The organism is Arthrobacter zhangbolii (assembly GCF_022869865.1).
GTDB classification, from domain to species: Bacteria; Actinomycetota; Actinomycetes; order Actinomycetales; family Micrococcaceae; genus Arthrobacter_B; species Arthrobacter_B zhangbolii.
Map to the genome: position 1 here is coordinate 2,543,655 of NZ_CP094984.1, position 26,143 is coordinate 2,569,797.

General features: G+C 66.4%; 21 protein-coding genes and 1 tRNA gene. 11 read left to right on the forward strand and 11 right to left on the reverse strand.

The window, feature by feature from the left end; all coding sequences use genetic code 11:
• The first annotated feature begins 82 nt into the window (after positions 1-82).
• The 3 genes from MUK71_RS11770 to MUK71_RS11780 are packed head-to-tail and all read left to right on the forward strand — an operon-like array spanning position 83 to position 2,395.
• Positions 83-1,066 (forward strand): J domain-containing protein, encoded by a 984-nt coding sequence (locus tag MUK71_RS11770; RefSeq protein WP_227929572.1) that lies wholly within the window; start codon positions 83-85, stop codon positions 1,064-1,066.
• A gap of 43 nt (positions 1,067-1,109) precedes the next feature.
• On the forward strand, positions 1,110-1,577 hold the full coding sequence (locus tag MUK71_RS11775) for a tRNA (cytidine(34)-2'-O)-methyltransferase (protein WP_227929571.1): 468 nt from the start codon (positions 1,110-1,112) through the stop codon (positions 1,575-1,577).
• 14 nt (positions 1,578-1,591) lie between these two features.
• On the forward strand, positions 1,592-2,395 hold the full coding sequence (locus MUK71_RS11780; protein ID WP_227929570.1) for a class I SAM-dependent methyltransferase: 804 nt from the start codon (positions 1,592-1,594) through the stop codon (positions 2,393-2,395).
• Between the two features lie 68 nt (positions 2,396-2,463).
• Here the strand turns inward: MUK71_RS11780 and MUK71_RS11785 are convergent, their stop codons facing one another.
• The 4 genes from MUK71_RS11785 to MUK71_RS11800 form a co-directional block, all read right to left on the reverse strand.
• A complete protein-coding gene (locus tag MUK71_RS11785) occupies positions 2,464-3,213 on the reverse strand; it encodes a PIG-L deacetylase family protein (protein WP_227903541.1) in 750 nt (249 codons plus the stop codon).
• A 1-nt stretch (position 3,214) separates the two neighbouring features.
• On the reverse strand, positions 3,215-4,162 hold the full coding sequence (locus MUK71_RS11790) for an electron transfer flavoprotein subunit alpha/FixB family protein (RefSeq protein WP_227903542.1): 948 nt from the start codon (positions 4,160-4,162) through the stop codon (positions 3,215-3,217).
• Positions 4,163-4,228: 66 nt separating this feature from the next.
• Positions 4,229-5,068 (reverse strand): electron transfer flavoprotein subunit beta/FixA family protein, encoded by an 840-nt coding sequence (locus tag MUK71_RS11795; RefSeq protein ID WP_227929569.1) that lies wholly within the window; start codon positions 5,066-5,068, stop codon positions 4,229-4,231.
• 192 nt (positions 5,069-5,260) lie between these two features.
• Positions 5,261-6,808 carry a S1C family serine protease gene (locus tag MUK71_RS11800; protein ID WP_227929568.1) on the reverse strand — a complete coding sequence of 516 codons (1,548 nt, stop codon included), beginning with the start codon at positions 6,806-6,808 and terminating at the stop codon, positions 5,261-5,263.
• Between the two features lie 470 nt (positions 6,809-7,278).
• On the opposite strand from MUK71_RS11800, the gene MUK71_RS16250 reads away from it, so the two are divergent.
• Positions 7,279-9,225: a TPM domain-containing protein gene (locus MUK71_RS16250; protein ID WP_341482050.1), complete on the forward strand. Its 1,947-nt coding sequence runs from the start codon at positions 7,279-7,281 to the stop codon at positions 9,223-9,225.
• Between the two features lie 103 nt (positions 9,226-9,328).
• Positions 9,329-10,069, forward strand: a complete 741-nt coding sequence (locus MUK71_RS11815; protein WP_227903552.1) for a PspA/IM30 family protein — start codon at positions 9,329-9,331, stop codon at positions 10,067-10,069.
• On the opposite strand, the gene MUK71_RS11820 is transcribed toward MUK71_RS11815, so the two are convergent.
• From MUK71_RS11820 to MUK71_RS11835, 4 genes are all read right to left on the reverse strand, one after another.
• Positions 10,066-10,665, reverse strand: a complete 600-nt coding sequence (locus MUK71_RS11820) for a DUF6328 family protein (RefSeq protein WP_227929567.1) — start codon at positions 10,663-10,665, stop codon at positions 10,066-10,068. The two genes, MUK71_RS11815 and MUK71_RS11820, sit on opposite strands and share 4 nt — an antisense overlap.
• Before the next feature lie 184 nt (positions 10,666-10,849).
• A tRNA-Met gene (locus MUK71_RS11825) sits at positions 10,850-10,926 on the reverse strand.
• A 61-nt stretch (positions 10,927-10,987) separates the two neighbouring features.
• Complete coding sequence (locus tag MUK71_RS11830) at positions 10,988-14,002, reverse strand: UPF0182 family membrane protein (protein ID WP_423724631.1); 3,015 nt, start codon at positions 14,000-14,002, stop codon at positions 10,988-10,990.
• A gap of 239 nt (positions 14,003-14,241) precedes the next feature.
• Complete coding sequence (locus MUK71_RS11835; RefSeq protein ID WP_227929566.1) at positions 14,242-15,468, reverse strand: YlbL family protein; 1,227 nt, start codon at positions 15,466-15,468, stop codon at positions 14,242-14,244.
• A gap of 246 nt (positions 15,469-15,714) precedes the next feature.
• On the opposite strand from MUK71_RS11835, the gene MUK71_RS11840 reads away from it, so the two are divergent.
• The gene (locus tag MUK71_RS11840) at positions 15,715-17,214 is read left to right on the forward strand and encodes a zinc-dependent metalloprotease (RefSeq protein WP_227903559.1); all 1,500 of its coding nucleotides are present in this window, start codon (positions 15,715-15,717) and stop codon (positions 17,212-17,214) included.
• Between the two features lie 65 nt (positions 17,215-17,279).
• On the opposite strand, the gene MUK71_RS11845 is transcribed toward MUK71_RS11840, so the two are convergent.
• Positions 17,280-17,864: a M48 metallopeptidase family protein gene (locus tag MUK71_RS11845; RefSeq protein ID WP_227929565.1), complete on the reverse strand. Its 585-nt coding sequence runs from the start codon at positions 17,862-17,864 to the stop codon at positions 17,280-17,282.
• A gap of 134 nt (positions 17,865-17,998) precedes the next feature.
• Between MUK71_RS11845 and MUK71_RS11850 the strand changes: the two genes are divergently transcribed.
• Positions 17,999-19,120, forward strand: a complete 1,122-nt coding sequence (locus tag MUK71_RS11850; RefSeq protein WP_227929564.1) for a ThiF family adenylyltransferase — start codon at positions 17,999-18,001, stop codon at positions 19,118-19,120.
• Here the strand turns inward: MUK71_RS11850 and MUK71_RS11855 are convergent.
• Together MUK71_RS11855 and nudC are read right to left on the reverse strand one after the other, a co-directional pair.
• Positions 19,117-21,243 (reverse strand): ATP-dependent DNA helicase UvrD2, encoded by a 2,127-nt coding sequence (locus MUK71_RS11855; protein WP_227903565.1) that lies wholly within the window; start codon positions 21,241-21,243, stop codon positions 19,117-19,119. The two genes, MUK71_RS11850 and MUK71_RS11855, sit on opposite strands and share 4 nt — an antisense overlap.
• On the reverse strand, positions 21,240-22,202 hold the full coding sequence (gene nudC, locus MUK71_RS11860) for an NAD(+) diphosphatase (protein ID WP_227903567.1): 963 nt from the start codon (positions 22,200-22,202) through the stop codon (positions 21,240-21,242). Before nudC ends, MUK71_RS11855 begins: the two co-directional genes overlap by 4 nt.
• 156 nt (positions 22,203-22,358) lie before the next feature.
• Here nudC and MUK71_RS16285 point away from each other — a divergent pair, with 156 nt between their 5' ends.
• From MUK71_RS16285 to MUK71_RS11880, 4 genes are all read left to right on the forward strand, one after another.
• Positions 22,359-23,870: a phosphotransferase gene (locus MUK71_RS16285; protein ID WP_341482049.1), complete on the forward strand. Its 1,512-nt coding sequence runs from the start codon at positions 22,359-22,361 to the stop codon at positions 23,868-23,870.
• Between the two features lie 268 nt (positions 23,871-24,138).
• Positions 24,139-24,519 (forward strand): GntR family transcriptional regulator, encoded by a 381-nt coding sequence (locus MUK71_RS11870; protein WP_227903570.1) that lies wholly within the window; start codon positions 24,139-24,141, stop codon positions 24,517-24,519.
• The gene (locus MUK71_RS11875; RefSeq protein ID WP_227903572.1) at positions 24,516-25,448 is read left to right on the forward strand and encodes an ABC transporter ATP-binding protein; all 933 of its coding nucleotides are present in this window, start codon (positions 24,516-24,518) and stop codon (positions 25,446-25,448) included. The genes MUK71_RS11870 and MUK71_RS11875 overlap by 4 nt, the downstream gene beginning before the upstream one ends.
• Positions 25,445-26,134: a hypothetical protein gene (locus MUK71_RS11880; protein ID WP_227929563.1), complete on the forward strand. Its 690-nt coding sequence runs from the start codon at positions 25,445-25,447 to the stop codon at positions 26,132-26,134. The genes MUK71_RS11875 and MUK71_RS11880 overlap by 4 nt, the downstream gene beginning before the upstream one ends.
• Positions 26,135-26,143: the final 9 nt, after the last annotated feature.

Consider the following 26,143-nt stretch of genomic DNA (forward strand, 5'->3'; position numbering starts at 1 on the left):
GGATGCGCTGCAGGAATCCGGACAGTCGGTAGAATTGCTCCACTTAGCCCCGCCCGAGCATCCCCGCCCGAAAGGAACCGCCGTGAGCCCGTCAGGCCCGACACTCTATGAGGTCCTGGGACTGACTCCAGCGGCATCAGCTGCGGAGATCAAATCGGCATACCGGAAGGCAGCACGGGAAACCCATCCGGACCACGGCGGAGACGGCGAGAAGTTCCACCGCGTGACGAACGCCTACCGCGTCCTGTCCGATCCGGGGCAGAAGGAATCCTATGACCGGACGATCGGCAGCGGAGGCAGTGGCAGCGGCAGTGCCGGCCGCCCCGCGGGCGGTACCCCCGGACCGGCGAACCCCGCAGCACGCCGTGCTGCGGCCGGAAACACCGCCGGGAGGACCCCTGCTGCGGATCTGGACACCCCGCCCGTTTTTGTCCCGGACTTCTCCCCGCGCAACCCGCCCCTGATTCCCTTGACACTGGCCGGCCAGCAGGTCCACGGGTCTCCCCGCCGTCCCGGTTTACTGTCCCGGTTCGGTGCCGCCGCCGGACGGTTTGATGCCGAGAACCGCACTATTCGGCTGCTGGACCGGGAACTGCTCGACGAATACCCGGCAGCACGCCTGGTCAACGGCCTCCACATCCCGGACGCCGGCCCGGGCGGAGGCAACCTCGACGTCGGGCACGTACTGCTGGGCGGCTACCGCATGGCCGTGCTCGGGTCTTTGATGGCATCTCCGGGCAACTACCGGTGGGACGGCAGGCACCTGCAGCACCGCGGGCGGGAAGTTTCCACCCTCCGCCTTGCCGACGCTGTCCGTACACTGCAGTCACGCTTCCCGGACTGCAATGTTGCAGGCTGGCTGGTCCTCCACAGCCCGAACGGTAACCCGTTTGAACCGATCATTGACTATCCGCCCTCCCTCAGCCGCTCCGCGCCCGCCACCCTGCACGTGGCCAACCCCGGCGGGCTGGTCCGTGAGCTGCGCCGCTTCTTCGCCGAGGGGCCCACACCCAGCGTTGTCCAGCTGCCGGTGCTGGCACCGCTCATCGACGCCTCGTCGCGCTGACCGGATGCGGCCCGGCCCGGGTACGCGGGCATAGGATATAGCTGTGTTCCGCATCCTTTTCCATACCCCTGAAATCCCGGGCAACACCGGGAACGCCATCCGCCTTGCCGCCATCACGGGCGCCGAGCTGCACCTGGTGGAGCCATTGGGCTTTAGCCTGGAGGATTCCAAGCTGCGCCGGGCGGGCCTGGATTACCACGACCTCGCCGTGCTCCATGTGCACAAGACGTTGCAGGACGCCTGGGATACGCTGCAGCCGGAACGCGTTTTCGCGTTTACGTCCGACGGCGATACCTCCTATACCGATATCGAGTACCGTGCCGGTGACGTCCTGATGTTCGGCCGCGAGTCTGTCGGGCTGCCGGCGGAGGTCAAGGAGGACCCGCATGTCACCGCCCGCGTACGGCTGCCCATGCTTCCGTCGCTGCGTTCGCTCAACCTTGCCAACTCCGCCTCCATTGCCGTTTACGAAGCCTGGCGCCAGCACGGCTTCGCCGGCGCCCAGCTCTAGCGAAGGATCCACCCATGTCTGAACACCCGCTCGGGGCCACTTACGACGACGGCGCAGCCGACTTCGAACGCCTCGCCCCGTCGCTGTGGAATCCGATGGGCAACGCCCTGGTGGCGGCCGCAGACATAGCCCTGGGTGACCGGGTCCTGGATGCCTGCTGCGGCAGCGGAGCCACCACCATCCCGGCGGCACAGTTCGCCGGGCCGGACGGCGAGGTGCACGGGGTGGATCTCAGCGGGGAACTGCTGGCACTGGCCCAGGCCAAGGCAGACACCCTCTCGCTCAACAGCGTGCAGCTGGCGAAGGCGGATGTTACCGAGTGGGCAGCAGAGGCCCCCTATGACGCAGTGCTGTGCGCCTATGCGGTGTTCCTGCTCCCGGACATGGACGCCGCCGCTGCCGGCCTGGTCTCCTCGCTCCGCAGCGGAGGACGCTTTGCCCTCAGCACCTGGCAGGAAGGCGCTGCAACGCAGTTCAACGAACTGCTGTGGAAGGCATGCCGGCTGGAGCGTCCGGACCTGGCTGAAACCGCCGCCCATCCCGCCGTTGAGAACCTCAGCCGGCTGGACTCGGTGGAAAAGCTCACGGCCTGGCTGCAGGGGCTGGGGCTGCAGGATGTCACTGTGGCGCCCACCCCGGGCCGGGTGCAGCTCAGCGGTTCCCTGGCTTGGTCGCTGGTGCTGGGCAGCACCTACCGGACGCTGCTGCCCGCCGATCCGGCGGCCGTGGAACGGGTACGCCAGGCATTCCTGGCCGAGCTCGGCGATGATTTCGAGCTCAACACCGACACACTGATCGCCACCGGCGTCCGTCCCTAGCCATTAGCTGTCCGCCCGTCCGGGCCGGATGCCGGTAGCCGGTGTCCCGGACGGGGCCGAGCCGGCGGTCAAAAACCGGCGATGGTTTGCTCTGTGTTCACGCCAACAGCGTGGAAAACCTCTGCACTGGAGCCCTCGGGCAGGTGATGCCGTTGGGCGTTCTCCTGCAGGAGCCGGCGGACGGTGGCGTCCATGCCGTCAATATCCGGGTGCTGGCTGGCATGGACCCGGATCGCGGCAAGCTTCGCGTCCACCGTCCCGGTGACGTCCACGGCAATGTTTTCGCGTTCGCGGGGAGCACCGTAGAACCACAGCCACGGCACTTTGTACGCCTCGAGGCCCTGCTCCGCCAGTTCGGGATAGGCAAAGGGGTTTTCCGCGGCCGGATAGACGGCACGGGTCACGATCTCGCCGCAGGCGAGGTGGTCCGGATGGCTGGCCTGCAGCCTGTCCCAGTTCCGTTCCGGATGCATCGACAGAACCACGTCCGGCCGGACCCGGCGGATCAGTTCCACCGCCCGGGCAATGACCGCATGGTTAACCTCCAGGTAGCCGTCCCGCTCGCCCAGGAACACGACGTCCCGGGCACCGACCTGCCGGGCCGCCTCCCGTTGTTCGTCACGGCGCAGCCCGCTCACATTGGAGCGGTCCGACGGATCGAACCCGCCGGCGTCGCCGGAGGTCATGATGCAGTAGGTGATGTCGGCGCCGTCGCGTGCCCAGCGGGCCACAGTGCCGGCAGCACCGAAGTCGATGTCATCCGGATGGGCAGCGAAGGCCAGGACCCGGGCCGGCGTGGAGACGGACGCAGACGCCATCCTAGGACCTGCGCTTCCGGATCTCTTCGGCGGCCTGGGGCAGCACGGAGAACAGGTCCCCGACGACACCGAAATCCGCAATTTCGAACACGGGCGCGTCGGCGTCCTTGTTCACGGCGACAATGACCTTGGCGGTCTGCATGCCGGCCTTCTGCTGGATGGCACCGGAGATACCCACGGAAATGTACAGCTGCGGGGACACCGTCTTGCCGGTCTGGCCCACCTGCGCCGAGTGCTCGATCCAGCCTGCATCGGTGGCGGCGCGGGAGGCACCCACGGCGCCGCCGAGCAGATCCGCCAGTTCCTCCACCGGCCCGAAGTTTCCTTCCACGCCGCGTCCGCCCGCAACAATCACCCGGGCTTCTGAAAGTTCCGGACGCCCGCTGACGCGTTTGCCGGTGCGGCTTGTCACGCGCGCGGCGGGACCGGGTTCGGGCACCGGCAGCTCGACCAGTTCCGGAGCCGGAGCGCCTTCCTGTTCCGGTGCCGGCTCGATGCTGTTGGCCTTGACCGTGATGATGGGCGTGCCGCTCTGCACGCGGCAGGTGGAGGTGTAGGAACCGGCGAGGACGGATTTGGTCACGGCCAGGTCCGGGGCAACCGCCACCGCATCGGTGACAACTCCTGAACTGAGCTTGATGCCGGTACGTCCGGCAATCTCGCGGTCTTCAAAGGAGTTGCCCAGCAGGATGGCCGCCGGCTGTTCAGCCGTTGCTGCGGCCGCCAGGAAACCGGCCTTGGCAGCCACCAGGACGCCGTCCAGTTCTCCGGCGGGTTCGTAAACCTTGCCCGCACCATAGGAGGCGAAAGCGGCAAGAAGCTCCGGGTCCGGGCGGCGGGCCGCGGCGACCACCGGCTCTCCTATGCTGCCGGCCAAGGTCAGCAGTTCACGGGCGGCACGGGGCAGGGGTAGATCGGGGACATCTAGAAAAACCAGAACGGACGCCATGAATGCGCTCCTTTGGGACGTGGACGGTGGCGCGTGACCGGCGCCGGTTAGAAATGATCGGGTGCGCTAGATGAGTTTCTGCGCCGCGAGGTAGTCCACCAGCTGAACGCCGGCAGTACCGTCGTCAGTGATGACGGTCCCCTGGGCGCGCGGCGGCCGCGGCGCCGATGCCGCAACCGACGTCCAGGCACCCTCCAGACCTACCTGCGAGGGCTCGAGGCCGATATCTGCGAGGGAGAGGACCGTGATGGTCTTTTTCTTCGCTGCCATGATGCCCTTGAAATTCGGGTACCGGGGTTCGTTGGCCTGATCCGTCACGGAGACCAGTGCGGGCAGGGGTGCCTCGACTGTTTCCGTAAAGGAGTCGCCGTCGCGGCGTGCCTTCACCATGGCGGTGCCGTCCGTGTCAGTGACCTCAAGTTCCGAGGCGAAGGTGACCTGGGCCAGCTGCAGGCGCTCGGCCAGCTGCGCAGGGACAAGAGCGGTTTCGCCGTCTGTGGAGGACATGCCGGTGATCACCAGGTCCACCGGGCCCAGGGTCCGGGCTACGGATTCAATGGCGGCGGCCAGCGCCAGGGACGTTCCGGCGGCATCGGAGCCGGCGAGGGCGGCATCGCACAGGTGGACCCCGGTGTAGGCGCCGATCTGGAGGGATTTCTTGACCGCATTGACGGCGGCTTCGGGCCCCATGGCGAGGGCAGTCACCCGGTTTCCGGCTGCCTCGCCGCCGCGGGCCTCGGCCAGGGTCAGCGCGGCTTCCAAGGCGTATTCATCCAGTTCCGAGAGAATGCTCTCCGAGCGGTCGAGGGTATGGCCGGGGCCGGTGAGGTGCCGGTCGAACTGCGCGTCGGGGACGTGCTTTACCAAGACAACAATATTCAGCGGACGGTTGGCTGAGTCCTGCATTCCGGCCTTTCCGGTTGGAAGATCAGTTCCCGACGGCCCGGAGGTTCTCCTGCCGACGTTCCCGCCCGTTGGGCGGTGCGTTTAAAGCTAATCACACCCCGGAAGGCCATTGTGCCCGTTACAGGCGGAAGGGCCGCCCCGGATACGTCCGGGGCAGCCCTTCGTCCTGTTTTCTGGTCCACCCGGTCCGGGTTACTGGCTGGCGGAATCCCCGAGGGTCACCTCGGTGCTGGAGGCTTTGCCTCCGCGGGTGTAGTCCACGGTGGCCTTACCACCGGCAGGCTGCATCCGGATGGCTGCGGTCAGGGACTGGGCATCGGTGATCGGGATACCGTTCACCGAGGTCACCACGTCACCGGCACGAAGTCCTGCCTTCTCCCCCGGTGACCCCTGAACCACTTCGGCTACTTCTGCACCCACCGTGAAGGAAGAGGACGAGTTCGACGCCGTGGCCGGCTTCACGGAAACCCCGAGGTATCCGTGCGTCGCGGAGCCGTTGTCGATAATCTCCTCCGCTACCCGTTCCGCGTAGCTGATGGGAATGGCAAATCCAACGCCGATGTTCCCGCTGTCTTCACCCGCGGTACCTGAGGCGGCCGAGGCGATGGCCACGTTGACGCCGATCACGTCCCCGTCAGTGTTCACGAGGGCACCGCCGGAGTTGCCATGGTTGATGGCAGCATCCGTCTGCACCACGTTCAGGTAGATCGAGCTCTCCGCTGAGGACTGGTTCTCCGAGGAACCGTCCGGCGGTGCGAACCGGAAGCCGAAGCCGTCATCCTCGGGTTCCTCCGAGCTGTCCGTTTCCCCCTCCGGAGCGGCGGAGGACTGAACGCTGATGGTCCGGTTAAGCGTGGACACAATACCGTCAGTGACCGTGCCGGACAGCCCCAGCGGGGCACCGATGGCGATCACGGTGTCGCCGACGTTCAGGTTTCCCGAGTCGCCGAGTGACGCCGGCGTCAGGTTGGCTCCGTCCACCTTGATGACCGCAAGGTCGGAGACGGGGTCAGTGCCCACGATGGTGGCCGGCAGCACCCGCCCGTCGGACGTCTGGACCTCAATGCCGGGGTCACCGGTCAGACCGCCCAGGGTCACCACGTGGGTGTTGGTGAGGATGTGCCCGTCATCGTCCAGGACAATTCCGGAGCCCGTGCCGCTGCTGCCCGAGGCGGCAACCTCAATGGTCACGACGCTCGGGGAGGCCTTTACCGCTGCCGCAGTGACCGCATTGACGCTGTCTTCATTGTTAACCACAACGGTCTGTGACTGGCCGGCCTGGCCCGCAGTTCCGTTCCCGTCATCCATCAGTGCATTGGCACCCACTGCCACACCGCCGCCGACGAGCCCGGCAAGGAGCATTCCCCCGACCAGGGTTCCGGCGCCGAACTTTTTTGCTGTGGACCGTCCCGACGGCGAAGCAGCCGGGGGCTGCTGGAACGAGCTGCCGGTGGACTCGCCGAAGGTCTGCGGCCCGTAAGGGGTGGCGCCGTGCGCTGACGGGGCCTGCGGGGATGAGCCGTGCGCTTCCGCGCCCTGAGTGGCATCCGTGCCGGCGTTCTCACCGGCACCATGTGCTGCCGGGTCGTTCAGCGGGTCGTTCAGCGGCTCGGTCAGCGGTCCTGTCTGCGGCCCGGTCTGCGGATCGCTCTGGGCGGAGCCGGCGGAGGACGGCGGTGCCGGCGGGCGGGGCGGCAACGGGCGTGCAGCGCCGTCGTTTCCCCCGTGGTGCTCAGTCATGTGGGCTGTCCTTTCGAAGTTCGATGTACCCATGGTGTAGCCACAACGTTCTGTACCTACTATGACAGCGCTTGCTGGGACATATGAGGATGGATGCTGAACATCGGCTGTGAAAACCCCGAATGTCCGGTAGACAGCAGGTTCGACCTCCGGACGGTAAACGGGCAGGTCAGACAGGGGTGCGGCCACCGTCCGGAGACAGGGGCGGGGCCCTGACGTGGTGGACGCCGCATAGGGCGGCCCCTAGAATCGGTACCAACGATTGCTGGGACCTGAACCCGGGGCGAGATGCAACCAAAGGATTATTTATGCGGTCACGGTACAGGTTGGCAGCCATTCTAGGCCTGGGTGCTCTGGCGGTCGTGCCTCCGGCGGCGGCTTTCGCCGGCACGGTACCGGCACATACCGTTCCTCCCCTGGCGATTCACGGATCATTGCCCGCTGCCCCCGCTGTTCCGGCGGAATCCCCCGTGACCATCCCGCCGGGAGAATACGTTGTGGATCCCGCCGATGTGCTGGGGAGCAACGCCGCAGAGGTGAAGCAGGCAATTGCCGATGTACAGGACAGCACCGGGTACACCCTGTACGTGGTTTACGTGGACTCCTTTACCAGCCCGACAGATCCCGTCGCCTGGTCCCGGGATGTAGTGGAGAGCAAGGGCATGGGAGCCAGGGAGGCCCTGCTCAGCATTGCCACAACGGACCGGAAGATCCAGGTTTCCACCGGCGACCAGAGCGTCCTGAACCAGGAGCGGCGGAATGCCATCCTGGCGGCGGCCACCGATCCCCTGTTGGGTTCACAGAACATTACGTCCTCCCAATGGGCGGATTCGGCAGTGGCCGCGACAGAATCGCTGGAGGACATTGCCGGCGGAGGAGACGGGGACGTTGCGGCCGCCGGTTCCGGCTCGGGCATTGCCCCGTTGGTGGTAGGCGGCCTGGTGGTGGCCGGCGGTGTGGGCACTGCCCTGCTGATGCGTAACCGCCGGAAGAAGAACGCCGGGACCCTGGAACCGGGCCGGCGCCAGGGACCCGCCGCACCGGTGGACCCGCTGGACACCATGAGCGTTCCCGACCTGCGGAAACGGGCAGGAAGCCTGTTGGTTGCCGCAGACGATGCCATCAAGTCCAGCGAGCAGGAACTGGGCTTTGCCATGGCCGCCTACGGCGAGGATGCCGTCGCGACCTTCTCGGAGGATCTGGCCTCTGCCCGGAACCATATGGGCGAGTCCTTTAAGCTGCAGCAGCAGCTGGATGACCACATCCCCGACACCGAAGCACAGCAGCGGAGCTGGCTGAAGGAAATCATTCGCCGGTGCGAAGCGGTCAACGAGTCCCTGCAGGCGCATAAAGAGGACTTCGATGCCCTGCGGGAACTGGAGAAGAACGCGCCGGCCGCGCTGGCTTCCGCCCGCGAGTCAGCCGGACAGGCATCCGCGCGGCTCAGTGCTGCCGCCGCGACTCTGGACGCGCTGCGCTCGCGCTACGCGGCGACGGCGGTACAGCAGGTCAGTGACAACATCGACCAGGCCAATGAACGCCTCGCCTTCGTCACCAATACCGCCGCAGAGGCCGAGGAAAAACTCGCTGAACAGGACACCTCCGGTGCGGTGGTGCTGGTCCGCGCTGCCGAAGAGTCCGTCCATCAGGCCAATGTGCTGCTGGACGCGATCGACAAGCGGTCCCGGGAGCTGGATGCAGCACGTACTGAGCTGCAGCGGGCCGTGGCCGATGCCCGGCAGGATCTCGCCCAGGCAGATGCATTCTCCGCGTCCGGGGCCTCCCCCGGCCTCGCCGGCCCCGTGGCCGGCGTGCGGGCAGCCCTGGAGGAGGTGGAGCAGGCAATGCAGTCCGGCCCGTATGATCCGGTGGAGCTGCTCCGCCGGCTGGAAACCGCGAACACCCAGCTCGACACGGCGCTGGAAGGCATCCGCGACCGGCAGGAGCAGGAGCGCCGGGCAAGGGACTCCCTCCAGCACGCCATCATGGCCGCCCAGGCCCAGATCTCCGGCACCTCTGACTACATCAGGGCGCGCCGCGGCGGAGTGGGCAGTGAGGCACGCACCCGCCTGGCTGAGGCCGAGCGCAACCTGCAGCAGGCTGTCGCCATGCAGTCCTCCGATCCGGTCAGTGCCCTGGCCTATGCCCAGCAGGCCAACGCCCTGGCAGCACAGGCCGCTGACATGGCCCAGCAGGATGTCGACGGTTTCGGTGGCGGCGGATTCGGCGGAGGCTTCGGCGGCGGACGCGGGAACGGGATGGGCGGTGCCATCCTGGGCGGCATCCTGATTGATTCCATCCTCCGCGGCGGCTCCCACGGCGGAGGCTGGGGCGGCGGCGGTTTCGGCGGCTTCGGCGGAGGCGGCGGTTTCGGCGGAGGCGGCGGCGGTTTCGGATCCTCGGGAGGCAACTTCTGATCCACCCGGGCGGATGCGCGGGAAGGGCACCAAGATGTACCGTACGGGTCTCATGGCCGGTGCGGGGCAGTACTTACACACAGCAGATTGAAAGGCAGACATCGTGGTTAAGCAGTCGATTTTCGGACGTATCACCCAGTTGGCGAAGGCCAATATCAATGCCATCCTCGATCAGGCCGAGGACCCGCAGAAGATGCTCGACCAGATGGTGCGGGATTACAGCAACAACATTGCCGAGGCTGAAAGCGCCGTCGCACAGACCATCGGCAACCTGCGCATGCTCCAGGACGACTACAACGAGGACATCCAGAACGCGCAGAACTGGGGCAACAAGGCTCTGGCCGCCTCCCGCAAGGCCGACGAGTTCCGCGCCGCGGGCAACGCCGTCGACGCTGAGAAGTTCGACAACCTGGCCAAGGTAGCCATCCAGCGCCAGATCGCCTCCGAAAACGAGGCCAAGGGCGCCCAGCCGACCATTGCCTCCCAGGAAGAGATCGTTGAGCGCCTGAAGACCGGCCTGAACCAGATGAAGGGCAAGCTGGATCAGCTCACCAGCAAGCGGGACGAGCTGGTTGCCCGGTCCCGCAATGCCGCTGCCCAGACCCAGATGCATGATGCCATGAAGAGCATCGACGTGATGGATTCAACGTCCGAGGTGGGCCGTTTCGAGGAGAAAATACGCCGTGAGGAAGCCCGTGTGCGCGGCGCCAACGAGCTGGCGTCCTCCAGCCTGGACGCCCAGTTCGAAAGCCTCGAGGACCTCGGCGAGCAGACCGAGGTCGAAGCGCGCCTCGCTGCGTTGAAGTCCGCCTCCGGCGGCAAGCAGTCCGCTATCGAGGACTAACTCCGACCGTTCCCTCCGCCGCCGTCCGAAGGGCGGGCACCCCGCTGGGGGTGCCCGCCCTTCGGCTGTCTGCGGATGGCTGACTGGCGGCTGTGATTGCGGTTGCGGTTGCGTAGTGCCCGGCGGCGCAGGCGTAGCGGCAGGAGCAGCCACAGCAGCCCCACTGCTGCACCCATCGCCAGCGCCGCCACGGCTCCGGCCATGCCGGAAAGCACAATGTCGAAAATCAGCCCGATGGTGCCGATCAGGATGAGGCCGACCAGTACCAGGGTGGCGCGCAGCAGGACGTCCGAACTCCGGACCAGATCCCGTTTAATCCCCTGCCGGAAGAAGGTCCGGTGCATGACCACCGTAGAGATCAGTACCGCGGTGACCAGTACCGACAGCACGACCAGACACAGGTAGATGGCCACTTGGACCCGGGTTAGTTCGGCAAAACGTTGCTGGAACGGCAGGGTTAGCAGGAAGCCGGTCAAAATCTGGATACCGGTCTGCAGGACCCGCAGTTCCTGCAGCAGGTCCGTCCAGTTGCGGTCCAGTTTCTGCAGCAGGGTTTCACCGCGGTCCGGATCGCGTGCTGCGGGGGTATGGCCCATGGGGGAAGTGTAGTTCGCCCACCGGCAACGGGCCGTGCCGTACGGAAACTGTTCGGGCGCCTCCATGCGTCCGGATCCCCGTAACCGTTCCCGGGACCCGGCGGGGCCTGGGGCCTGGGGCCTGGCAAGCAAGGGCAAACAAAAGTCCCCCGAGGTTCCTTGCGGATCCTCGGGGGACTTTCCTTGGTTGCGGGGGCAAGATTTGAACTTGCGACCTCTGGGTTATGAGCCCAGCGAGCTACCGAACTGCTCCACCCCGCGGCGTGATACTCAACTCTACCCGCCGCGGGGGCCCGGCGCAAACCGGGATCATTTCACGCGCCTAGTCGCCGCCCTCACCGTCAGCCGAATCGGTGGCAGCGTCGCTGGGTTCAGCCGTGGCACCGTCGCCGGCGGTGTCGCCTGCCGCGCTGTCCAGCTGTTCCTGCGCAGCGGTGGCCCGTGCAATGGCGTCCTTGAGCTGGTTCTGCGTTTCCCCGTAGGCGGCGAAGTCACCGCGTCCAAGGGCAGCCTGCCCGTCCCGGATCGCCTTGCCTGCATCCGCGAGGGCTGTAGCCAGCTCGGACGCGGCCGTTGCGTCTCCGCCGGCACCCGGGGTTTCCGGGGTAGCGCCGACGTTCCCGGTGTCGCCGGTTTCCGCACCGGAGTCGCCGCCGAAGATCTGGTTCAGTGCTTCGTCGAGCGTCGGAGCGAATCCGACCTTCTCGCCGAAGTTGACCAGCACCCGCTGCAGGGTCGGGTAGGAGGAGGCGCCCGAAGACTGGACGTACACCGGCTGGACATACAGGATGCCGTCGCCGACCGGCAGGGTGAGCAGGTTGCCGTTGATGACTTCAGATGCACCCTGGCGCAGCAGGTTCAGCGCGTTGGACACCGTGGGGTCGGAGTTGAAGGTGTTCTGTGCCTGGCCGGGGCCCGGCACAGCAGTGTCCGTGGGCAGGGCCAGGAGCCGCAACTTGCCGTAACCATCACCCTTCACGCCATCCTCGCCGGTGCCGGCATCCGCGTCTGCGGAGAGGAAGCCGTACAGCACGTTGCGGGCCTCGCCGTTCTCCGTCACGAACGGGATGAACGGTGTGGTCAGCGAGAACGTGGCCTCGTCCTGTCCCGGCATCTGCAGGGAGAGGTAGTACGGCGGCTGCTTGACGTTGCCGTTGCCGCCGGTGGGATCACTGGGAACGCTCCACGCGTCGTCGTTCTTGTAGAACGAGTCCGGGTCAGTCACGTGATACTTGCCCAGCAGTTCGCGCTGGACCTTGAACTGGTCCTCCGGGTAGCGGACATGTGCCATCAGATCGGCAGACATCTCACTGTAGGGCTTCAGGGTGGACGGGAATACCGCCTGCCAGGACTTCAGCAGCGGATCCTCGTCATCCCAGGCATACAGCGTGACGGAACCGTCGTACGCGTCAACGGTGGCCTTGACCGCGTTGCGGATGTAGTTGACCTGTTCCTGCGGCAGGGCTGCCGCTCCCGGAGTCAGCGAGTCGGTGGTGGCGTCCTGCAGCTCCTGCTGGGTGGAGTACGGGAAGTACTTGCTGGTGGTGTAACCGTCCACGATCCACTTCACGCGGCCGTCGACAATGGCCGGGTACGCGTTGCCGTCAACGGTCAGGTACGGTGCTACCTTTTCCACACGCTCGGTGGGGTCCCGGTCATACAGGATCTGGGATTCCTCATTGATGGCATCCGCAAGCAGCAGCTCGGTGGACTGGAACTTAATCGCGTACACCAGCTGGTTGAAGAGGTTGCCCACGCTGGGGCCGCCGTTGCCGCTGAAGGTGGTCTGCGACTCCTCCTCCGAGTTGCCGGTCTGCGGACGGTCGATTTCCACTGGCGGGGTGCCTTCCGGCGCGCCGACCACAGAGTACTGCGGTGAGTTCTCGCCGAAGTAGATGCGCGGCTCGTAGGATCCGCCTTCGGTGAGCACACCGGTGGAGGGGATCCCCGATTCCATGAAGCTGGGCTTGCCGTCCGCCTCAACCGTGGAGCCGCGTGCGGCCACCACGCCATAGCCGTGGGTGTAGAGGATGTGCTCGTTCACCCAGCCCGAGGGCACGCCGCCGACGTTCAGCTCACGGACCGCGATCACAGTGTCCTGGACTTCGCCGTCAATCTCGTAGCGGTCCACGTTCAGCGTCTGCGGGAACTGGTAGTACTGGCGGAACTGCTGCAGCTGGCTGAACGCGTCGGAGACCACGTTGGGGTCCAGCAGACGGATGTTGGTGGTGGTGCCCGCATCCTGGGCCAGGGCGCCGGCATTGGCGTTCACCGTGGCGTCATACGGGATGACCTCGGTGTCCGACAGTCCGTAGGCCTCACGCGTCATATCGATGTTGCGCTGGATGTATTCGCGTTCCAGGCTCAGCTCCGACGGCTGCACCTGGTAGCGCTGGACAATCCAGGGGTAAACGCCGCCGGCCACGATGGCCGTGATGATCAGCATGGCGGTACCGATGATGGGCAGGCGCCAGCGCCCGATGACGGCGGAAAGGATAAAGAGGACAGCGACAATGACCGATGCCACGGCCAGGATGGCCTTGGTGGGGATCACGGCCTCGACATCGGTGTACAGGGCACCGGTCCAGGTTCCGGAGGTGCTCAGCAGCGTGTCATAGCGGTCAAGCCAGAAGTTGATGCCCTGCAGGATGAGGAAGGCTGCGGCCACGACGGCCAGATGAATACGCGCGGGCCGGCTAACGAACACGCCCTTCTCCTCGAGGCGGATACCGCCGTAGAGGTAATGCGTCAGCAGTCCGGCAATGCCGGCAATCACTACGACGCTGATGAGGAAGCCGACAAGGAAACCAATGAACGGCAGCGTGTTCAGGTAGAAGCTGTAGTCCATGTTGAACTCGGGATCGGTCTTGCCGAAGTCCCGCCGGTTGAAGAACAGCAGTGTCTGCTGCCACATGGACATGGCCGCGGTGCCCGCGAAACCGCCCACAACAATCGGGATGCCGATCATCAGCAGTTTACGGATGGGCTCCAGCTGGGCCTGGTACCGGTTGAGGTTGTCCTGGAGCGCACTGTCCGGGGCGTAGATGGGCCGCGAGACGTAGGCGACCCGGATACTGGCGAAAACACCAGCGGCCATCACCAGGAAGGCTGCCAGGAACATGCAGATCCGGGTCAGGTTCTCCTTGAAGAAGACTTCCAGATAACCCAGCTGGTTATACCAGAGGATATCTGCATAGACCTGCGAGAAATACACAAAGCCAATGACGAGCACGGCAACCACAATCAGCGTGGCAATCAGCGGGCTGCGCCGCCGTCGCCTTCCGCTGGACGTGGCCGTGCCGGGTCGGGAAAATGGGCCGTTTGGTCCGGAAGTCACAGTTACCTCATCGTTCGGTGCGTCGGCTCGCGGCATTGCCGGCCGCACCGGAGGGACTTGCTGCCGGGGGCGGTGCCCCGTCGCATACATGTCCCCGCCGGATGGCCCGGAAGCCGTCCGTAGACCATTCTGCCTTGGAATGCTCTCCCGCTGCTACTTCTCCAGGGAGCCGGAGAGAACCTTGTCCCGATCGTAACGAGGCACGGCCGCACCTGCCAGTGCCTGCGGCCGCTGCCCGGCTATGAGGTGCACTGCGGCAGATCCGCTGCACTGCCGCCGGCAGCCAGTTTCTGCACCGCGTCCAGCGCCTCTTCGAGGGTGGAAACACGGACAACGCCCAGGCCCTCGGGCACGTGGCCTACAACCTCGGCGCAGTTCGCGGCCGGTGCCAGGAAGAATTCGGCTCCGGCGTCCGAGGCGCCGATGAGTTTCTGCCGGATGCCGCCGATCGGTCCCACATTCCCGGCGGCGTCGATGGTTCCGGTGCCGGCAAAGTGCTTTCCTTCGGTGAGCTGCTCCGGGGTGAGGCGGTCGATGATCCCCAGCGCGAACATCATTCCCGCCGACGGTCCGCCCACCCGTTCCATGCCCTGGCCGATTTCGACGTCAAAGGGGAAATCGAAGGTGGTCGCCAGCTCAATGCCCAGCTGGTAGGTACCTGCGTCTTTTGGCGCGGGCGTCACGGTCTCCACCTCCTCCGCGCCGTCACGGCGAACGGTGACCTCCGTGGGCGAGCCGCCGACGTCGTTCAGCGCGTTGCGCAGGGTGTCGATGCCGTCTATCCGGGTGTCCCCCACCGCCAGCACGGTGTCCCCGGGCTGCAGCAGGCCTTCCGCCGCCGCGCCTTCCACCACGGCAGCGACGGTGAGTTCCTGCGTGTACGGAATCTCGAGCTCCGTCAGGGCAGCGGCGACCGCGGCTTCCTGGGATGAGGTCATGGCGGCGGCGTTTTGCTCGTCCACCTCGTCGCTGGTGGTTCCCGGGGCGTAGAGGAACTCGGTGGGGTACACAACGTCGTCAGGGTTCAGCCAGCCGCCCACGGCCTGGAAAATGCTGATGTTGGTGCTGGGACCGCCGGACACGTACACCGTGGTCAGGTCCAGTTCGCCGTCGGCCGGGTAGCTGGTGCGCCCCTCGATTTCGATGATGTCCTTGTCCCCGGCGCTGCCCAGCGTATTGAACGTGGGGCCCGGGGATTCCACTACGTATTGTGCCGGCAGCAGTACGGCCGCTGCGCCCAGCAGGAGTGCCAGCGCACCGGAGACAAGCATTGCCCGTGCGCGCGGCGTACGCCGGCCCGGAGCAGGCTGTCCCTGCCCCAGCCCCTGGTACGGGTAGACGGAGTAGCTGCCGTCCGGCTGCGGGGCGGGAACCGGCATGCCGGGGCGCCCGTCGCCGGGTCCGGCGTTCCCTGCGGCACCGCTTTTGCCATAGGGGGCACTGCTGTCGTCATGAGAGGGGCGCAACTGACCAACCTTTTCCTGCGCTCGTACGGCATGTTCCCGGCGCCGTGGTCCGGCGGCCAACCCTGCAAGCCTACGCCGCGCAGGTGCGTGCAGGCGCGCAGGTGCGCAGCCCCGGCTTTGCCTACAGCGAACGATCAGCGTCGTACAGGACACACATTAGGCACTGCCGGTAACGTAAAGGGAACATGTCCGGCAGCGCCGGGCACCGTAAGGCACTATCTTCTTCCACAGGACCGGTGGTATCCCATGAGCTCCAACCCATCCGACCGAGGGGACAACCCGCAGGATCCCCTGTCCGAGATGCTTGCACGCCTGTTCGGCGGCGGCGGCGCCGGCGGCATGGATCCCGCTGAACTTGCCAAAGCCGCAGGCCTGCCCTCCGATCCCAATGCCATGGCCATGATCTTCCAGCAGGTCCAGGCCATGTTCAGTGCTTCCTCAGACGGTCCGGTGAACTGGCAGCTGGCCAAGGACAATGCCAGGCGGGTGGCCGCCACCGGGAGCGACCCCTCCACCGGCCCCACGGCTGCCCGTGAGGTCGACGAGGCCCTGCACCTGGCCGGCCTCTGGCTTGATCCGGTTACCGACTTTGCCGCCACGTCCACCCTCGGCCGGGCATGGTCCCGCGCGGAGTGGGTTGAAGCCACCATGGATTCCTGGCGCCGGCTCACGGAGCCCGTGGCCGTAAGCATCTCCGAAGCACTCTCCAACGCCATCACCACCCAGATGCCGGAGGAAATGAAGTCCATGATGGGCGGAGCCTCCTCGATGCTCGCCAACATGGGCGGTGCAATGTTCGGCATGCAGCTCGGCCAGGCGGTAGGCGCCCTGTCCAAGGAAGTGGTCAGCTCCACCGACATCGGGCTGCCGCTGGCGTCCGGAACCATGGCCCTGCTGCCGGCCAATGTTGCCGCCTTCGGCGAAGGACTGGACGTTCCCGAAGCGGAAATCCGGCTCTACCTCGCGGTCCGTGAAGCCGCCCATGCCCGCCTGTTTGCGCACGCCCCCTGGCTGACTGCCCACCTTTTCGGTGCCATTGAGAGCTATGCGCGCGGCATCCACATTGATATTTCCAAGATCGAGGAAGCTGCCCGCGACATCGATCCCGCCAATCCGGAATCCATCCAGTCGGCGCTGTCCGGGGGCGTATTCCAGCCGCAGCGGACCCAGGCGCAGGAAGCTGCACTGGAACGTCTGGAAACCGCCCTGGCCCTGGTGGAGGGGTGGGTGGACGAGGTCACTGCAGCGGCCACCGCCAATCTTCCTTCCGCGGGCGCGCTGCGTGAGATGATCCGCCGGCGCCGTGCCAGCGGCGGACCTGCCGAGCACACCTTCGCCTCGCTGGTGGGCCTGGAACTGCGGCCGCGCCGCCTGCGGGATGCCGCAGCCCTCTGGGCGCACCTGACCGAAGAACGCGGAATCGAAGGCCGCGACGCCGTGTGGGAGCATCCGGACCTGCTGCCGACGTCCGAGGACCTGGACGATCCCAAGGGCTTCGGCAAGCGGCGCCAGCTCATCGAAGCAGCTGACTCCGACGTCGATGCCGCGCTGAAGCGCCTGCTTGACGGCGGCTTTGATACTCCGGAGGAGACGGACAAGCCCACCGACGCGTCTTCCGGTGAAAGCACTGACGGGACCGCCGGTGAAGGAACCGTTCCTGAGGGCGGATCCCGGAATGACGACGACGGCGGGGCCGGCGACGGAACCGACGGGACCGACGAACCCGGGAAGCCGGGTTCCAACTAACCTGTTCCGGCCGTCAACCGGGCGGAATGATGGAGGACTGGTGCAGCGCCCGCAGGGGCATTGCGCTAGTCCTCCCCCATTTCCCCCTTAAGTCCGCGTGAACTGGCAAAGGCGGCTCCCGAGAGGAACGCCTTCGCCGTTTCCGTCTGCGGATAGTTTTCCAGCAGCCGCCAGAAGGCCGGGCCGTGTGACGGGACCAGGAGGTGGGCCAGTTCGTGGAGCAGCACGTAGTCCACCACCCATTGCGGCATCCCCTTCAGCTTGTCTGACAGCCGGATGGTGCCCCGGCCGGGCGTGGCCGATCCCCAGCGGGAGTTCTGGTTACTGACCCACCGCACGGATGCAGGCCGTGCGTGCCCGGAGAGATAGCGGCTGGATAGTTCGGCTGCCCGGCGCATCAGGTCGTTTTCGCTGGCGGCCTCATCGGGTTCCGTGGAAACACGCTGTTCGAGCCGTGCGACCATACGCTGCACCCACTCGGCTTCCTGCGCGGCGGAGAAGTGTGCCGGGATGGACACCAATGCCACACCGTCCCGGAAAACCGCATTCACGGTGCGCTTGCGGCGGGCGGATCGGCGTACCTGGATGGGGATTCCGCTAGTGGTGGTTGCCGGTATCGAGGCGTCGGCGGTCCGGGACGGGGAAGGCATGTTTCAAGCCTAACCTCCCGCCCTGACGGCCCTGCAGCCTGTGGATAACCGCCGGCCCCGCGGGCCCGCGTGCCAGCATGGTCTGCAGTTGGGCCGGCTGGGGGCGGCGTCGTGCACACCGCAGGGAGCAGACCATGCGCATCAATCCGGGAATCCATGTACTCAACATTTCGCCGCGGGCCAGGCAGCTGGGGATAGGCTCCGGTTCCTTGCTCCTGCGCAATCTCCAGGATGCCGATGTTGCCTTCCTGGGAGCGCTTCGCGGCGGGGTGCCCGACGGTACGGAAGCCGCTGCTGCGTCCGCGCTGCGGGTGCCCCGGGAGCGGGCAGCAGCACTGATAGAGGCGCTCCGCCCCCTTCTGGTCCCGCATGAGGTCTCTGCCCCGCCGGTTCCTTCGCTGCGTTCCGAACGCCTGGCTCCCGATGGCCGGCGCCTTTCCGCTGCCTATGGCATCAATGGCGAGGAACCCGTCCGACGCCGGTCGCAGGCAACGGTTTTTATTGACGGTCTCGGCCGCGCCGGGGCACTGCTGGCCCGTACGCTCGCCACCGCAGGGGTAGGCCGGCTGCTCCTGCGCGATCCTGCCGTGGTGGCCCCTGCCGATGTGGGCACCGCCTATGCGGTGACGGATATCGGGATGAACCGGGCTGCAGCGGTTAAGCGGCATCTGTTCCGGATTGATCCCACCCAGCAGGTGCTGACGGTCACCGATGGCGGGGAGCGCACGGAGCCCCGGGCAGTGGATCTCGCGGTGACGGTGAGGGCTGTGGGGGCCGTTCCCCGAGGCAGCGAACCGGGGACGTCGCCCGGCGTGCCCAGCCTCCTCCTGTCCGTCAACGAAACCGGCTGGGATGTCGGCCCGCTGCTGGTGCCGGGAGCAACGCCGTGCCTGGAATGCCTGGACCGGCGGCGCGCGGACTCGGACCCGGGCTGGTACGCGGCGGTCGAGGCCCTCGCCGGCCAGGACAGGCAACGCTCAGGCGCGGGTCCTGTCCGGAGTCCCGCCGGGAACGCGGAGTGTGCCATCCCCGAAGGTGAGGAAGCGGCAGGCGCGGCCCTCGCGGCGGGAGCGGCATCCCTGGCGGCCCTGGTCTTCCTCGACGGCATCAACCAGCCCGCCCTGCTCTCCGCAGTCCTGTCACTGCGTACCTCGGACGGCTTTTCGCGGCTGCAGGAACTGGACTACCACCCGGCCTGCGGGTGCCGGCTGCAGCACCGCGAAACCCGTGCCGGGCGGCCGGGGCATGCAGCCTAGGAGTCGGTGCCCTGGGAGAGTACCTGCAGCACCGCCTCGCCGTAGCGCTCCAGCTTCGACGGACCGACGCCGGGCAGCGTTGCCAGCCGGTTCAATGACGGCGGGCGGTCTTCGGCAATGGCCACCAGGGTCGCATCGGTGAACACAACAAAAGCGGGGATCCCGGCCTCCTGCGCCGCTTCCCGGCGCCACTCCCGCAAAGCCTCAAAGGTCGCTTCTTCATAGGTCACCGGGCAGTCACCGCAGCGGCCCACCTTGCGTTCGGCGCCGGTGGTGAGCAGAGCCCCGCAGCTGCGGCATTTTGCCGGCCCGGTGACCTTGCGCCTGGGCTGCTTCGCCGGGCCCGCCGTCCGGACAGTGTCACGCTCGGTGCGCGGACGCAGCCCGTCGAGGAACCTGGACGGTTTCCGGTTGGCACGGCCGCCCGGCGTCCGCGCCGTGGACCAGGACAGTGCCAGATGCTCACGGGCACGTGTGATGCCCACGTACAGGAGCCTGCGTTCCTCATCAACGGCCTCAGCGGTGTCGGCAAAGGAGATCGGCATCAGTCCTTCGCTGAGCCCCACCAGGTACACCGCGTCCCATTCCAGACCCTTGGCGGAGTGCAGGGAGGCAAGCGTGACGCCCTGGACCCGGGGGGCGTGCTGCGCTGCCGCCCGTTCCTCCAGCTCGGCCACGAAATCCTGCATGGTGAAGATGCTGTCCGGGTCACGGGTACGGGTTACCTGCAGTTCCTCGGCCAGCGCCACCAGGGCAGCCAGTGACTCCCAGCGTTCCCGGGTGGCTCCGCCGCCCGCCGGTGCCTCCGGTGTGTAGCCGAGCGAGGCCAGGATGTCCCGCACCAGCTGCGGCACCGGTTCGTTGCCCACGGACCGGGATGCCGCCCGCAGCTGCAGGACCGCGTCGCGGACCTCGCGCCGGGCGAAGAACCTTTCACCGCCGCGCAGCTGGTAGCCGATCCCCGCGGAGGCCAGGGCCTGCTCATAGGCCTGCGACTGTCCGTTGGTGCGGAAAAGGACCGCGATTTCGCTGGCCTGGACTCCCTGGGCTATCAGGGCCTTGATGGAGGAGGCGACATGCGCGGCCTCTGCCTCGTCGTCGGCGCACTCGGTGAAGGTGGGTTCCGGCCCGGCCGGACGCTGTGCCACGAGCTCCAGCGGTGTGGGCCAGGACGGAGCGTTCCGGTTGCGCTCCCCCTCGGCCGTACGCGCTGCAAGGATCCGGTTTGCCAGCCCCACCACCTGGGGAGTGGAACGGTAGTCACGGACCAGTTTGACGACGTCGGCGTTCGGGAAGCGCTTGGTGAACTCAAGCAGGTGCCGGGGCGTGGCACCGGTGAAGGAGTAAATGGTCTGGCTTGAATCGCCCACCACGCACAACTCGTCGCGGGCACCGAGCCACAGGTCAAGGAGCCGCTGCTGCAGCGGGGAAACGTCCTGGTATTCGTCCACCACGAAGTGCCGGTACTGGTCCCGCACCATGGCAGCGACCCGCTCGTCCTCCTGGAGGATGCCCACCATAATCAGCAGGACGTCCTCGAAATCGATGATGTTCCGGTCCACTTTCACGTCCTCATAGGACTGGAAAATGCGTGAAATGGCCGTGAGGTCAAACCCAGCCGGGGGCTCACGGTCAGCAGCTGCACGGACATAACTGTCCGGTGTGAGCATGGAGACCTTGGCCCACTCGATTTCCGCGGCCACGTCGCGGATGGCGGCCCGGTCCGTGGACAGCCGAAGCCTGCGGGCTGCTTCGGCGATGATTTGTGCCTTGTGGTCCAGCAGCCCCGGCAGGGCTCCGCCAACAGTGTGCGGCCAGAAGTACTGCAGCTGCTTGAGCGCTGCGGCGTGGAAGGTTTTGGCCTGGACGCCGTGGGCGCCGAGGTCACGCAGCCGGGTACGCATTTCCGCCGCCGCCCGCGCCGTGAAGGTCACGGCCAGGACCTGCTGCGGTTTATAGACGCCTGTGGCCACCCCGTAGGCCATCCGGTGGGTGATGGCACGGGTTTTGCCGGTACCGGCACCGGCCAGGACGCAGAGCGGGCCGGTCAGGGTGGTGGCCACTGCCCGCTGCTCGTCGTCGAGGCCGGACAGGATGCGTGCTTCGGGTGATTCGCTGCTCATGCGCGGGCGTTGGCCTCCGGTTCGGTGATGGGCCCGCCGTACCAGCGCTCGATCAGGTTCCGGGCGATGGAGATGGGGCCGGCAATGGTAATTTCGCCGCTGGACACGGCGTCGGCAAGGTCGGTGCGGCTGAACCAGCGGACATCGGACATCTCCACGCCGTCGGCCTGCGCCACGGAATCCCCGGCCCGGGCAGTAAACCCGAGCATCAGTGAACACGGGAACGGCCACGGCTGGGAACCGAGGTACTGCGGGGAGTGGACAACCACACCCGACTCCTCCTCCACCTCACGGATCACCGCCGCCTCCAGCGACTCGCCCGGTTCCACGAAACCGGCGAGCGTGGAATAGCGGTTGCCGGGCCAGGCTGCCGCGGAACCGAGCAGGATCCGGTCCTGGGCGTCGATAACGGAGACGATGATGGCCGGGTCGGTGCGCGGGAAATGCGAGCTGCCGTCCTCGGGACAGCGGCGGACCCAGCCGCCCTGCTCCGGAACGGTTCCGGCGCCGCAGCGCGGACAGTGGGTGTGCCCCGCGTGCCAGTTCGCGATGGCCGCGGCCTCCACGAACAGGCCCGCATCCAGGGCACCGAGTTCCGTGGCCGCATGACGAAGGCTTACCCAGGCTGCGCCGTCTACCGCGAGCGCAGGATCGGGCTCGGCCAGTGTTACCAGCACGACGTCGGTCCCCAGCGGCACCTGCGCTGCCTCCAGCGTGCGGCCAAGATAGACGGGCACCTCGCCGAAACCGGTTTCAGGCGGCTCCTGCAGAACCAGTACGGAGTCCCGGACGAGCGTCCTGCCCTGGGCGAAGTACATAACCCGGGTTCCGGCCGCACCGCGGATTTTCTCGAAAAGGTCAGGGGCGACGCGTCGCGCGGAGCCGCGGTCCACGGCTGTCCGGGCCAGCGGTAACAAGCCCAGGGGGGAAACTTCTGCTGCCGGTGCCGGGATACTCATACCACCACCGTACTGACTACTCCCCCCGAAACTGTAGTTGGGCCGCAGGGCACTACCCGGCCTGAGGTTTTCCTCACGGTTTGGGCGACTCGCCGCCGCACAATGGTTATTCGGGACACATCTGCCCATACGGTTGAAGATGTGAAACGGACCCCCATGGAATTGGCTGCAATGGCCAGCGCTGCCGTCCCAGGGCTGACCCCCACCGGCGTTGCCGGTTCCCCCGACGACGCCGCGGATTTCGACGCCGCGCTGCTGGTTGACGATGCCGGGCGCCGGTGGCGCGTCCGGTCCCCCAAGCACCTCGAAGCCAGCATGCGGCTGGAAACCGAGCTGCTGGTGCTGCGCACCTTCGTGCCTGCGGTCCGGGCTGAATTGCCGTTTGCGCTTCCCTATGTTGCCGGAACTGTCCGTCAGGGCGAGCTGTGCACGTTCGTTTATTCCCATCTGCCCGGAGCCACGCGCAGTATCGATCAGCTGATGACTGCCGGAAAGTCCGTGGCGGCGGAGATCGGACGGGCCATGGCCGCCGTCCACGCCCTCCCCCGCGACCTGGTTACCAAGGCGGACCTTCCCAGCTACAGTGCCAATGAATTCCGCCAGCGCCGGCTGAACGAGTTGGACCAGGCCGCCACCACCGGAAAGATCCCCTCCGTGCTGCTGCGGCGCTGGGAACATGCCCTCGAGGATGTCTCGCTCTGGCGGTTCAAGCCAACAGTGGTTCACGGTGACCTGCATGAAGACAACATCCTGCTCACCGGCGAGCGGGTCAGTGCCGTTACCGGCTGGACGGATCTTCGCGTCGGCGACCCGGCTGACGACTTCGCCTGGCTGATTGCCGCCAATGATCCAGGCTTCACCCGGAACGTGCATGAGGCCTATCTCGAAGCCGGCAAGGATCCGGAGGATCCGCACCTGATCCGCCGTGCCGCCCTGTCCGCCGAGTTTGCCCTGGCCCAGTGGCTGGTGCGCGGCGTTGCCGCGGAGAATGACGCCATGGTGGACGAAGCCGTGGAGATGCTCCGCACCCTGGAAGAGGACGTGCGTGCCCAGGAAGCCGCCGACAAACGCTCGGGGCAGGCCCGGGCAGCAGAGGCACGCGCTTCGGTCGCCCGGCCGGAGGGAACGGTAACCCCTGCATCGGAGTCTTCACCGGCGGCCGCCTCCACGGCGGAACGCCCTGCCTCCACCACCGGGACCACCGGCGTCGAAACCTCCGTTGCTTCGAAGGGGAAGGCCAAGGTAACGGTCGCCCCGATAGCGCCGGACTCCGCTCCCGCGATCACCCGCCCGGATGCTCCCGGCGAGGACACCTCCGCCGGGAAAACCGCCGGATCGGATGAACCCCTGGCCGAGGTCATTGCGCTGCCGGCCCGCGCTGATGGCACGGAACCCGAAACGACAGCACCGGATACTACGGCACCTGACGCCGCGGAAGCGGACACGGACCCGGCGGAACAGGACAAGGCCGGATCCTCACCCGCCGGGGACACCGGCGACGAAGAAAAGATCGCCGCCGACGCAGACACCGCACGCAAACCGAAGAACAGGCTCGGGGATACGGCGGAGCCGGGCAGCCCGGAAGACGGCGACGGCACGGCGGGTAAGCCCGGCCCTGCCGGCCCTGCCACCACGTCCCTGCCCCTGGCTCCGGTCCCGGACAAGTAGTCCGCCGGATCCTCCACTAAAAGGTGCCCCGCCCCGGCGGGGCACCTTTTTTGCTGCCCTAAGACTTTTGCTGCTGAGACTTTTGCTGCCCTGAGACTCTTGCTGCCCAGAGACTTCTGCTGTGCGGTGACGCCTGCCGAAAACCCGTGGGGCAGGAGTCTTGCCTCAACCAGACAATGGTCCTATGGTTAGTTACACAAGTAATGAACCAAATAACCACCCGGGCGGGATTCGTGTTCGATCCCGGGTACCCAGCGCAGGAGCCGCTTTGATTGATGACAGCAGGCCGATCTTCCAGCAGATCGCAGAACGCGTCGAAGGCGACATCCTTGACGAAATCCTCAGAGAGGAAAGCCAAGTGCCGTCCACCAACGAGTTCGCCGCCTTCTACCGGATCAACCCGGCAACCGCAGCCAAGGGGATCAACCTCCTGGTCGATGAAGGCATCCTCTACAAGCGCCGCGGCATCGGCATGTTTGTTGCCCCCGGCGCCCGGGAAGCCGTTCTGAAGAAGCGCCGCGAGCAGTTCTATCAGCAGTATGTCCGTCCGCTGACTCTCGAAGCCCGGAGGCTCGGGATCGATGACGAGCAGCTCTCCGGCTTAATCCACCGCAGCACCGCCGACACCGAAGGGAGCATGGCGCCATGACCGCCGGCACCGAGAACGTGATAGAAACCCGGAACCTGACACGCCGCTACCGGGACCAGCTAGCGCTCGACAATGTGAACCTGAGCATTTCCGGCGGCCGGATTTACGGGCTGCTCGGCCGCAACGGGGCCGGTAAAACCACGCTGATGTCGATCCTGACCGCCCAGGGGTTTGAGTCCGCGGGTGAGGTGCGGGTCTTTGGGGAACACCCCTTCGAAAATGAGCGGGTGCTGCGCAGGCTGTGCTTTGTCCGCGAGTCGCAGAAGTATCCGGATGACTTCACGGCCGCGAATGCCTTCGCGTCGGCCCGGCTGTTCTACCCCAATTGGGACGCCGGATACGCCGCCTCCCTCGCGGAAGACTTTCACCTCCCGTTGAAGCGCCGGATCAAGAAACTTTCCCGCGGCCAGCTCTCCGCCGTCGGCGTGATCCTCGGACTGGCTTCGCGCGCAGACATCACGTTTTTCGACGAACCCTATCTGGGCCTCGACGCCGTTGCCCGCCAGATCTTCTATGACCGGCTGGTTCAGGACTTTGCCGAACACCCGCGCACCATCCTGCTTTCCTCACATCTGATCGATGAGGTGGCCAATCTGCTGGAACACATCATCGTGATCGACGACGGCCGGATAGTCCTGGACGATGACGCCGAGAACATCCGGGGCAGTGCCATCACCGTGACCGGAACGGCGGAAGTCGTGGAGGCCTTCGCTTCCGGCCGGACGGTGTTGCACCGCGAATCCCTGGGATCGCTCGTGTCGCTGACCCTGGAGCACCGAATGGACGACGGCGAGCGCCGGGAAGCCGCCGAACTCGGACTGCAGCTGACACCCGTGTCCCTGCAGCAACTCGTTGTCAGGAAATCCCTGCAACCCGATGGCCTGGAGAAACCCGGCACCGGCGCACCTAGCCTGGAGGCGTTCAAATGAACCAGTCACTAGCCGTTGCAAGGATGCAGCTGACCAACAAGTGGATCTACCTGTGGACCCCGCTCATCATCCTCGTGGCCTCAACATTGATTTCCCTGGCCATCTTCGCCATGGTCCCTGATGACGCCACCACCGTCATTTCAGGCTCCGGGCAGGCCGTGATGTGGTATTTCTTTGCACTCGGCATCCAAGCCATGACACTGCTCTTCCCTTTCTCCCAGGCCATGAGTGCCAGCCGGCGTTCCTTCTACATGGGGACCGTGGGGCTGTTCGCCGGTGTGGCCCTGGTACTGGCAGTTGTGTACTGGATCCTGGGGCTGATCGAGCAGGCCACCGACGGGTGGGGCATGGGCGGAGCCATCTTCGCCATCCCGTGGATTGCGGACGGCGCCTGGTACACCCAGATCCTGTTCTACTTCGCAGTCACCATCCTGTTGTTCCTGGCGGGCTTCTGGAGTTCGACAATCTACAAGCGGTGGCGGACCGTCGGCCTGACCACGGCTCTGGTCGGAGTCGGGGCAGTGCTGCTGGGAGTCATCGCCCTGATCACCTGGCAGGACGCCTGGCCGTCAGTGGGTGCCTGGATCATGGAACTGACACCGCTCTCCCTCGCCGGCTGGGTGCTTGCTGCCGGAGCGCTTCTTGCGCTGACGTCCTACGCCACCCTCCGGCGGGCAGTCCCGTAGGCGAAAGCC